The organism is uncultured Shewanella sp. (assembly GCF_947501665.1).
Classification (GTDB): Bacteria; Pseudomonadota; Gammaproteobacteria; order Enterobacterales; family Shewanellaceae; genus Shewanella.
On sequence record NZ_CANMWS010000006.1, the window covers coordinates 64,662 to 76,692 of the forward strand.

The following is a 12,031-nucleotide window of genomic DNA, read 5'->3' on the forward strand; positions in this document are numbered from 1 at the left end:
TGGCAATGATAGCATTGCCCTCATTACGATGTTTGACGGAAAATGACATGTCTGAAAACCTGCTTCGCATTGCCACTCGAAAAAGCCCATTAGCCCTTTGGCAAGCAGAATTTGTAAAAGCAGAGCTCGAAAAAGCTCATTTAGGATTAGTGGTTGAACTGGTGCCAATGAGCACTAAAGGCGATATTCTGCTTGATACGCCCTTAGCTAAAGTGGGTGGAAAAGGTCTTTTTGTCAAGGAATTAGAAGTCGCAATTTTAGAAAACAGAGCCGACATTGCGGTGCATTCAATGAAAGATGTGCCAGTGGATTTCCCCAATGGATTGGGATTATCTGTCATTTGTGAAAGAGACGATCATAGAGATGCCTTTGTCTCTAATACTTATGCCAATATCGATGCTCTACCTCAAGGAGCTGTTGTCGGCACATCGAGTCTACGTCGCCAATGTCAAATACGTGCCGCCCGCCCAGATTTAGTGATCAAAGACTTGCGTGGGAATGTAGGGACGCGTTTAGCCAAACTCGATTCCGGTCAATATGATGCCATTATACTTGCTGCGGCGGGACTAAAACGATTAAAACTGATTGACCGTATTGCCAGCTATATTGAGGCCGAGTCCTCATTGCCAGCAAATGGGCAAGGCGCTGTCGGTATAGAGTGTCGCCTCAATGATGAAAGAGTTAAGGCCTTGCTTGCCCCTCTTGAACATGAGCAGACTCGCTATAGAGTCACTGCCGAGCGCGCAATGAACACATACCTTGAAGGCGGTTGCCAAGTCCCTATTGGTGCTTATGCTGAAATCGAAGCAGATCAATTACACCTTCGAGGATTAGTGGGGAAACCTGATGGCAGTTTAATTATTCGTGCCGAGGCCTCAGGCTCAGTAACCGATGCAGAAGCAATCGGCATAGCACTTGCCAAAGATCTGCTTAAGCAAGGTGCTAAAGAAATACTCGATGCTGTTTATCGTACGTAAAGGTTACCAATAAATGAAAGTGCTACTGACCCGCCCAAAAGGGAAAAATCAATCCATGGCAGTAGCACTTGAGCATCACCATATCCCCTATATGATAACACCACTGCTCAAAGTGCTTCCTGTGTCTCAAGCTGAATATCACACTCCACATCCCTTAACCCAAGTTGATACTGTCATTTTTGTCAGTCCCAATGCCGTTAAGTATGCAGATGCACTTTATCAGCAAGCTTGGCCAACCCACTTGGACTATTTTGCTGTCGGTAAAGCAACCAGAAATGCCTTGCTCAACTTAGGGATACAATCTATCACCCCTCAATCGAGCCAGCAGACAACAGAAGGACTATTGGCTTTACCAGAACTCGATGCTGTTAAAAATAAAAAAATACTTATTGTAAGAGGCATAGGTGGACGAGCGTCATTAGCCCAAGTACTGGAACAAAGACAAGCAAGTGTAAGCTATTGGGAAGTTTACCAAAGACTCCCCGTTGACTTGAATGCAAAACAAATCACAAATCAATGGAAAATCGCAAAAATAGACACTATCATTGTGACCAGTGGCGAAATACTCAGCAACTTAATAAAATTGGTTCCTAAAGAGTTATTTTCTTGGCTTCAAACTTGTCATATCATTGTTCCAAGTGCGAGGGTTGAACAACTTGCATTTCAACATGGGTTAGAGCACGTCACAAATGCAAAAGCCGCTAACTCCGCAGCTATGATTAGCGCATTAATAAATTAGTCCTGTTTTAAAGGACGTATACCCAATAGACATGAAGAAAACAGACTGTTTGATTTACACATAGTGATATGGAAGGCGCATTAAATTCGCCTCATTCTATTGTCAACGCAAAGTCTGCTACTTTTTGCTTCCAATAAAAAATAGTGTCTTTTTCACATTTGGGTATTAATCACTGGCAACTGATTAACATGGTTGCATTATTGCTTTCAAGGACTGTTAAATGGACAATAAAAAAACCGAGCTCCCTGCCAAGAAAACGAAAAAAGAAGACGAGACTCCACCTGTAGAGTCACATCAATCTCAACAAAAAAAATCCCAGCCATCGGTTCCAGCGGTGAAAAACACATCCAATACGGGAAAAATATGGGGATTACTTTTTTTACTCGTGATCATTACTGCACTTGGCGCAATGGGTGGTTTTTACCTTTACCAACAACTGCAGGCACAACAAAACTCAACGCGCCTACTTGAACAAAAACTGACTGCCTCTATGGTCAAACCCAATGAGAAAATGAACCAGTTAGCAGCCAAGCAAAGCCAATTGACCACAACACTTGATCAGCAACTGACTCAACTCAATAAAGCGCAGTCAGAACTCAAACAACAAGTCGCGCTAATTGCACAGCGCAGCCCCAATACTTGGCGAGCAGAAGAAGCCTTATATCTTGTCAGGCTTGCAGGACGTAAACTGTGGTTGGAGCACGATCCAAGAACAGCGGCCAGTTTACTTAAAGCGGCAGATGAACGTGTTAAGTCCATGATGGATCCGTCCCTCACTCCATTACGTAAAGCCTTATCAAAAGATATCTCCGCTGTTCTTTCCATAAAAGAAGCCGATATCTCAGGAACGGCGCTGACATTAGATGACATTATCGATAATCTAAATACCCTGCCATTACACCGCAGTGAAATGAGTAAAGCTCACGAGCCAGATAATGACAAGATGTCTAATTCCATTAGTGATTGGCAAACTAATCTTGCAAAATCTTGGCATGCCTTAATTGATGATTTTGTGCTTATTCGTAAACGCACCACAGATGCCGCCCCCTTGCTCGCGCCTAATCAACAATGGTATTTGATTGAAAATATACAAAATAAATTATTACAGGCTCAACTCGCCTTATATCGACAAGATCAGGTTAATTACCGTAGTTCTTTAGCACTGGCTAAAAAATGGATCACACAGTATTTTGACTTAAGTAATGCAAAGGTCGCTGATACGATAGCCACCTTAGACGCCTTACTCACTCTGAAAATTGAAACCACTAAAATTAAACACTTTCAATCCATGAAGCTACTCACTCAAGTCGTGAATTATGGCAATTTACTCAGTGAGGAGCCTAAATCATGATCCGCGCGCTCATTTATCTCGCAATCATTCTCATTGGCCTTTGTATTAGCCCTTTTTTAGTTGGCAATACCGGTTATCTATATATTGCTATCAGTGATTATCAAATCGAAACCAGTTTAGTTTTTGCCTTCATTGCCATTATCGTTTTTTATAGTGTGTTACAGCTAGCAGAATTTATCTTTATCTTTTTAGTCAACCTTGTTGTTAACAGCCGCTATTTGCCCGAACGCTGGCGTAAAAATACCGCGAGAAAACACACGCTTTTAGGCGCACTGGCTTTAGCCGAAGAAGATTGGGAAATCGCTGAAAAGGCGATGTTAAAAGGCGCTGCAAAAGGTGAAATCCCAACATTAAATTATCTCGCTGCTGCTCGAGCTGCTCAGCATCAATCAAGCACGAAACTGCGTGATACCTATCTTAAAAAAGCAGAAAACGATCCCATTGCACGCAATGCCGTCAGCACGACCCGTGCAAGGTATTTATTTCAACAAGGAGAATTAACCCAAGCTCGTCTTGAACTGGATAAACTGGCTCCAACAAGTAAAAGTAAACCCGCCCTTTTAAAATTGGCTATTGAGTTATATCAAGCTCAAAAAGATTGGCAGGCATTGAAACTGATTTTACCTATTATTAAGAAAAAACAGTTACTCTCAGAAACAGAATTAAATCAATTAGCCCTCATGAGTAACACGCAAGTACTCACCACAGCAGCAGAGACCAGCTTGCAAGAATTAGAGAAATGTTGGCATTGGCTCAGCCGTATTGAGCGAAAGCAGCCTGAATATTTAGCGTTATACGCTATGGGCTTATCCAAAAATCAACATCAAGAACAAGCAGTGTCTTTGCTCATTAAACAGGTCAAAAAACAGGCCTCAAAAGCTCTTTTTGATGCGCTTCCCAAACTGATCAGTCACACTAACCTTGATGCATTGAAACAGCTATTAGCACTGGAAACACAATATAGCGAAGATCCTGACTATCTCGCTTGTATTGCCTCTATATATCAGCAACAAGAAGACTTTCAGCAAGCTAAAATTTGGTGGCAAAAAGCCTGCCACCTCCAAGAAACACAAGCGAACTTAGCAGGCCTAGCCCTAGCACATAGTCAGCTAAAAGAGCATGAACGGGCCATACAGACCTATCAAAAAGCGATAAACCTATAGATTACTTTTGACTAAAGAGACCACTTTTAAGGTGGTTTCTTTATATAAAAAAGCATATCACTATAATAAAATAAACATAGTCAACCCTATCGATTTTGTGTTAGTAGATTAGGTTTGACGTCTTAAAATCCAACAAATACAATATTAAAGCAACTATTCTAAAGTTACGTTACATGCTAACAACAATAATAAAAAAACTATTCTTTGTTTTACTCAGTTAATCACACAAACCAATCACAGCTTACAACCTCATAGCAGTAGCACTCAGACATCTAACACAAATATTTACATATTGAACCATTAAATTAACTTAATGCGCAGTTAATGTTTTATTCAATAAAATCATAACGTTGACATAATATCCTGTTTAGTGAAATATAACCCACTATTGATGATGGATAACTAATCATCAATTTAATTAACACCTAAAACTTTTAATCAACACCATGGATGGATGCAAACAGGAATCTGTATCATGACTGCATCAACCACGACTTTAAAAGCACAATCAGACATTATCATCCAAAGTATCACTGAAAAAGAGCTCTACATACAAAACGCTCAGGGACAATTTGTTCCTCTAGAAGTCGGCGATATTATCAAAGCTGGAGAAGTATTTAGGTTTGAAAAAAGTGCTCAATTTGTTTTGGAAATCATCAATGGTGATACGATTAACCAAGAAACAGTCAATACATCTAGTGCCATTCAACACTTTGATAAAACAATCGATAATGGATTAGATAACAATCATCAACAAGTGCTACTTAGCGATGGAGATACACTTATCACAACCATTGATAGAGATGGTAATGAAGTGTTGGCTAGCGCAGGCTATGATACACAACCAGGAAGTCAAACCTTTCAGCAAAATGCAATTGATAGCCATAACTCCCTTACTGGTCAATATGCAACAACAGGGATCACTATCAATAATGTAACAGATGACAACAGGGTTAACCTAGCTGAATCTGAAGGTTACATTGCCGTCACGGGATCGGTTACAGGTCAAGCCCGTGTTGGGGATAATGTTGTGATAAGCGCACACATTAATGGCGTCGACAAACCATTAAAAATTGTAGAAGTGGACAGTGACTTTACTTATCTTGCGAACATTGACGGGCAAGTCATGCTCAATTTAGATAGCAACACTTTCACTGCAACGGTAACAACATATACTCATGAAGGCTTTTACAGAATAGCAACAGCTAAACATACTTTTGACGTTGATTTAGTGCGTCCTGAGCTCTCCATTCATTTAGATGTAATCACCTCAGATAATGTTATCAGTTTAGAAGAGTCAAACTCTACTGTGACTATTACTGGCTTTGTTGGCGGCGATGCCAAAGTTGGAGACAGCATTACTGTCACCGTCAATGGCATTGAACACTACACCAATGTCACCGATACTTTCACTTTTGCTGTGCCTGTCGACGGTGGCGATCTCGCAGCCGATAATCGCGTTATTGCAACCGTGCTCAGTTATGATGCTGCAGGGAATTCCAGCGATGGTTTACCTTCTGCCACCACCACACAAGACTATACTGTCGATACAACAATACCTGAACCTACAATTCATTTAGATTTAATCACCCCAGATAATGTCATCAGTTTGGAAGAATCAAACTCTACAGTGACCATTACCGGCTTTGTCGGCGGCGATGCCAAAGTCGGAGATAGCATTACTGTCACCGTCAATGGCATCGAACACTACACCAATGTCACCGATACCTTCACTTTTTCTGTGCCTGTCGACGGCGGCGATCTCGCGGCCGATAATCACGTTATTGCAACCGTGCTCAGTTATGATGTTGCTGGGAATTCCAGCGATGGTTTACCTTCTGCCACCACCACACAAGACTATACTGTTGATACTACTGGCCCTAATATCGAGATAATTATCGATACCATTAACGAAATCAGAGGGCCAAATGAAATTTATGATATCAGAGTATCCGGTCAGATCAGCAGCGATCAAGCTTTTAATGAACATGATAATGTTACTATCAACATCAATGGTATCAATTATACTCCAACGATTATCCCGCTTATTGAAACACAAACAGGGCAGCATTTTATCGCGGAATGGTCTATCAATATTTCCAATTCAGAATTAAGAGCAGATAGTGACTACACTGTCGATGCCTATTATTCCACTCAGGATGCCGTAGGAAACCCTGCCAACAGTAACGCTCACCAAACTTATACTATCAACCAAGACGTCACTGCTAATGATGACAATACCTTCCTGCAGCCAGCAGCTAGCATACAAACCCTTAATGAGTATGAATTTGGCACTCTTCAATATTTAGATAAAAATGGGCAATGGCAAGATATGCAAGCGAACACTCATTATCAAGCCGATAGTCATACTGAAATTCGATTTGTTCCGCATCCTGAACTCATTATACCGCAGACTCAAGATGTCTCTATTGGGAGTTTCGATAATAACCTCTCTACTACTGAGTTTGATGGCCCGGTGAATTTATCTGATTGGGGGGTACTCAGTGAAGATCGTACCAGTGTGACTCACTATGGTGATGGATTTAGCATACGAACCTCTGTCAGCAAAGGCCTACTGACCGCTTATGATAACGATCCAAATACCGAACAAACTGGTGACGGGTTTGGTATTGGTAATGAATCACAAATCGGCCTCACTGAAGGAGAAAGTATTTTTATTGAGGTGTTTGATCTCACTATTGATTCAGCAAGTTTTATCATTGATGGAGCCGGCGAATTCTTTAAAGATCCGCAACTATTTGAAAATAATCAGACCCCCACTCAAATTGTCATTAGAGCCTTTGATTCAAACGACAACTTAATTGAAGAACAAGGTGGCTATAAAACTTCCTCAGAATGGGAACATGCCTTTACCTTCAATTTTGATCAACCTGTCGCTTATTTTGAAATCACCACCAATGGTGTCGGTGATTATTTATTACAAAGTATCACACTGTCGCGCACGGTGTCTGAAGACATAATATTAGAAACGCAACATCCCGATGGTAGTATCCATACTGAAATATTCACTCAGCATATTACCAATGAACATGCTGATAACATTATTCCTCTCACCGATGAATTACTCCCCGAAATTCCCCCTCCAACAGAAGGCTCTATATGGAGTAATCAAGGAGAGATAGTCTCTTTTAATACGAATGATTTACTTGCAAACGATAAGGATGGTGATGATGATCCACTTGAAATTATTAATGTGTCACAAAAAAGTGAACATGGTAACGATGTAGTATTTGATCCCTTTTCAGGAAAGATTACCTACACACCGACAGATGGTTTTTTTGGCACTGATACTTTCTTTTATACCGTATCGGACAATCAAGGAAGCTATGATGATGCCACCGTCACCATCAATGTCCTTCAGGATTATGCTGAGTTAAAGGTATTTTTAGACCCAATATCAAGTGATAGTTTTATCAATAGCGAAGAGTCACAAGCCCCTGTCAGTGTGACGGGCTATGTCGATGCTGAATTTATATTAACGGGCCAGCCCGTCACCATTACCATTGAATTCTCATTAATGGATCTCGAAGTGTTAACTTTAGAATATCAAACCATTATTGATAATCATGGTCAATTCTCTATTGAAAATGTGCTTGATCACCCTGAACTTGATTCAAGAGAAATTTACCAATTTGAGCATGATGAGAGTCTTATCGTTACCGCCAAAATTCAAGCCATAGCACCAAATGGCGCATTAAAGTCATCAACGGCTATTGAGCAAGCATTCGTTGACATACAAGCACCAGCTCTTACTGTAACATTAGATGAAATCGGTATGATTCAACTTTATGATGATCCAACATTGTATGAAACAATTACCATTACAGCATCAGTCAACAGTAACCAACCCCTTGAACCTAATATGCAGGCTAACTTATCCATAGGAGACAGCACTTACACAAGCTTAGTATCAAGTGAGGGACAAGTGTCTTTTGACGTTGATGCGCAGTTACTTGCCCATTTTTCGGAACATAATGTGCACATTAATTTATCGCAAACAGATAATGTGGGCAACACTATTAATGCAACAGATACAAAAGGTTACCTTGTTAATGCACAACCTGATGCAGTTAATGATAACACCACTCCCCAACCTGATGCATTTTTCGTTAATAATACTGTTTATACCTTTGGTCACCTAGAAATTGTGGATCTAAGTGGAAATACAATTCAAGTTGTCAACGGGGAACAATACTCAATTAGTGACATCAGCGAAATCAACTTTGTACCAGATACACTAGCAGTAGAAAGCTATACTCGTGACCTTCAAGTGGGTGTATTTGATGGCGTTGCTAACATTACAGATTTTGGAGATATAGATAGTCTTTCTGAAAATGGCCTTAGCATAACAAAACTATTTTCTGACAGTGCTGGAGAAGAAGTGACAGTGAAAACAACAATATCAGAAGGCACTATCACTCCATATAATGATGTCGACCTGAATACCGGAGATGAACGTTCTGATATTGGTGTCGGTATAGGCGATGGGAGTCGTCGTGGTTTCGAAGCAGGCGATCAAATTAAAATAGATATTCAAGGTGGTTTTTTTAATAAAGTTGCCATAACAATAGATGGCCTTGGCCCTAATTTTACCGCACCTAATACCGCTATAGTCATTACAGCCTATGATACAGGTGGCAATATAATTGACTCTCAAAGTAGCTATCAAACCAATGATGGTGTTGGCGATATCAATGATCACGTTTATGAATTCCTAACATCATCCCCCATTCATTATTTTATCATCGAATCTGATGGCGGTGTTGGGGATTTTGTATTACAAAACTTTACGATGTCACGTACCGCCATCGAAGAGGTTGATTTACTCATCACGCAACCTGATGGTGAGATAACGACACTTCAAGAAGAGTTATTTTTTGCATTTGATCAAGCAAGTGAGACTAAATCATTAACAGAGTCAATTGCCGCAGCCACAGAAGCCCCCATTAACGTACCGTTAGAAACCGCCTCAGGAGAAACCCTTTTTATTAGCTTTGAAGAGATACTCAACAATGATAGTGATCCCGATGGTGATAATAGTCATCTAAGTTTAATGGGGATCAGCGTAGCACCAGCCGTAGGAGAGGTTTTGATGGGGCCTGACGGTATTTACTTTACAGCCCATAATAACTTCATTGGTGAGGCAGTGTTGACTTATATCTTAGCCGATGAACAAGGCGGTCGAGATGAAGCCCAAATCACAATCAACACCACTGGTGCCGTACCTGAATCCATAGAGGTCAGTGCTCCGATTGTCAGTATTGTAACTGATCTCAATAATAATGAGTTATTGGTTCAAAGCGAACTCAATAATAGCGATCAAGTCGAAATATCCATTCTTTTACAAGATAATATTTTAGACTCTGGCACACTGCTCATCAATATTGAGCATAATAATCAATTTACACAGTTAACGGCACAGGCTGAAGGTAATATATTAACTGTATACAATGCCTTTGGCATGGAAGTACCTGGGTTTATCTATACCAATAATAATCAAATCACTTGGAATGAGACACTCAGTTTAACTTTTGATAATCCCATTACGATCACATCCGCCCTTTTAGTCAATGGACAAATGTCTCCTCTTAGCACGGATACTGCAAGCTTTACCACTGCACCCGAGCTAAGCTTAACCATTGAACCACTTGAAGTCGTTCAAATCTATGACAATCCAGATGACTATGGCACTATTATTATTTCGGCTACTGTAGAAAGCGATCAAGATATACCACAAAATGCTCAAGCTGAATTAACACTCAATGGGCAAACCTATCTCGCCATGATAACCTCAACGGGCTTTATGCAATTTGCTGTTCACGCAGCTGAATTAGTGAATGAACAAAGTCAAAACTTCAGTATTAGCACTACCTTAGCAAGTGACGTAGGACACTCAACAACGGTAGCACAAACCAGTAATATTATACTGAATAATGCCCCTATTGCCTCAAATGACACTGCCAATCTTGCCGCTTCTAAATCAATCTTTCTTGATTTTGCATCTTTACTTGGCAATGATGTAGATCCTGAAGGCCAGCTCCTTACTGTTATCAATGCAAGCAGTGATAATCCCTCTCTTTCAATCGTAATGGCTAAAGATGGAATATTTATTATTGCCAGACATGATTTCACAGCACAAGCTGATGTGACTTACACAATCGCAGATAACTTAGGCCGTACAGATACTGGTACTATCACCATTTTTGAAGATGGTACAACTGGCGATGATCAAATGATAGGACCTGATCTCTCCATAGTTACAGACGCCAATGACGATAAGTTTATTGATAATAATGAATTATTGAATAATGGCAATGCAGAAAATAATCAAGTTGTTATCTGGATGAGAGCTGATCCCACATTTTTACAAAATGGGCAAATCAGTGTGAACGTTAATATTAATGGAGCCATTAAACACTATTATTTTACGCAAAAAGTGGGAGAAGCTTTATCCATTACTGATGAATGGGGTCATCCTGTTGAAGGAGTAGAGTTTAATCAAAATGCGTTAATTATTAGCTGGGCAGAAACCATTGCACCCAATTTAGAATCCAGCGTCACAGTCACTGCAGCAACTATGACTAATGGTTATGTCTCAGAACTCTCTTTTGATAGTGCTATTATCTCTTATGAAAACGCACCTCAACAGGAATCACCTTTCGATACAATGACAAATCTTCAAGAACAAGTCAGTGTATTATCAGCAAGCCTCAACCAATTTAAAACTGAATTATCTGAACTCAACGCAGAGCGAACATCCGATAAAGCTAATAATGAGAGTCTTATCAATGAAATTCAATTAGTTAAACAAGAAAGACAAACTGAACTTGAAACAAGTATTGAAAACTTCAACAATCCACAAGGAAATGTCTTGTTACTGAATATTGCTAATCTGAGAAAAGAAATTACGCAACTTGAAGAAACCATCATAACGATATCAGATAATGAAATCGCAGCACAAGAAACCTTTAACACAGCTTCTAATAACCTCACAATCGCAATTCAAGATATAACTTTTAACATTCAAACTATCAATAATACAATAAACCAATTAGAGCTCGAATTAACACACAATGTGGACTCGCATATAATTGGCACTGATGGTGATGATACCTTAGTCAGTCCAATGGACCACGTAGTTATTGAAGGTAAAGGTGGCAACGATGCATTATCTGGCCAGGATGGAAATGATATTCTCATTGGGGGTGAAGGAAATGATATCCTCATCGGTGGTCTTGGAAATAATATTTTAACTGGAGAGAATGGAGCTGATACCTTTGTCTTTCTTGAAGCCAGTGAAAGTATTGATCACATCACGGATTTCAACCTTCATGAAGATAGTATTGATATTAGTCATTTACTGCAGCAAGAACACCTAGATAAACTGGAACAACAATTACATATTTATCTTGATACTGAAGGCAATACAACTCTCTCGTTTGACAGTACCCATGACGGTCATTTTAATCAAAATATTGTATTAGATGGGATTGACTTATTCGCTCAATATGGCGTGACAACCAATGATGAAAACGCTGTTATTAATGGTTTATTAGGAGATGGTCATTCTGGAGCCTTGATTGTTGATACCACAGCAAGTCAACATGCAGCCCCTCCTGCTGGGGAGGTCCCCCCCGAAGAAACGCCCCCACCCACAATATAGCACGCTGTTAAATTGACAGCGATAGGTGAGCGATAGCGCCATTATAGGGGAACGATAACCGCTCAACCTATAGATTAATTTAGACTAAAGAAACCACCTTTAAGGTGGTTTTTTTCT

5 protein-coding genes are annotated in these 12,031 nt (G+C 40.0%); all 5 read left to right on the top strand.

Annotation, left to right across the window (positions count from 1 at the left end; genetic code table 11):
* The first annotated feature begins 47 nt into the window (after nucleotides 1-47).
* Complete coding sequence (gene hemC / locus Q0976_RS05815) at nucleotides 48-977, top strand: hydroxymethylbilane synthase (RefSeq protein WP_299491976.1); 930 nt, start codon at nucleotides 48-50, stop codon at nucleotides 975-977.
* Between the two features lie 13 nt (nucleotides 978-990).
* Nucleotides 991-1,716, top strand: a complete 726-nt coding sequence (locus tag Q0976_RS05820) for a uroporphyrinogen-III synthase (protein WP_299491977.1) — start codon at nucleotides 991-993, stop codon at nucleotides 1,714-1,716.
* A 220-nt stretch (nucleotides 1,717-1,936) separates the two neighbouring features.
* Nucleotides 1,937-3,067 carry a uroporphyrinogen-III C-methyltransferase gene (locus tag Q0976_RS05825; protein WP_299491978.1) on the top strand — a complete coding sequence of 377 codons (1,131 nt, stop codon included), beginning with the start codon at nucleotides 1,937-1,939 and terminating at the stop codon, nucleotides 3,065-3,067.
* Nucleotides 3,064-4,230, top strand: coding sequence for a heme biosynthesis HemY N-terminal domain-containing protein (locus Q0976_RS05830; RefSeq protein ID WP_299491980.1), 1,167 nt, complete (start codon nucleotides 3,064-3,066; stop codon nucleotides 4,228-4,230). The genes Q0976_RS05825 and Q0976_RS05830 overlap by 4 nt, the downstream gene beginning before the upstream one ends.
* Nucleotides 4,231-4,705: 475 nt before the next feature.
* Complete coding sequence (locus Q0976_RS05835; protein ID WP_299491982.1) at nucleotides 4,706-11,914, top strand: Ig-like domain-containing protein; 7,209 nt, start codon at nucleotides 4,706-4,708, stop codon at nucleotides 11,912-11,914.
* Nucleotides 11,915-12,031: the final 117 nt, after the last annotated feature.

Bases quoted from the DNA above. Each gene is read 5' to 3' on its own strand.
- hemC (WP_299491976.1), top strand. From the start codon at position 48: ATGTCTGAAAACCTGCTTCGCATTGCCACTCGAAAAAGCCCATTAGCC.
- Q0976_RS05820 (WP_299491977.1), top strand. From the start codon at position 991: ATGAAAGTGCTACTGACCCGCCCAAAAGGGAAAAATCAATCCATGGCA.
- Q0976_RS05825 (WP_299491978.1), top strand. From the start codon at position 1,937: ATGGACAATAAAAAAACCGAGCTCCCTGCCAAGAAAACGAAAAAAGAA.
- Q0976_RS05830 (WP_299491980.1), top strand. From the start codon at position 3,064: ATGATCCGCGCGCTCATTTATCTCGCAATCATTCTCATTGGCCTTTGT.
- Q0976_RS05835 (WP_299491982.1), top strand. From the start codon at position 4,706: ATGACTGCATCAACCACGACTTTAAAAGCACAATCAGACATTATCATC.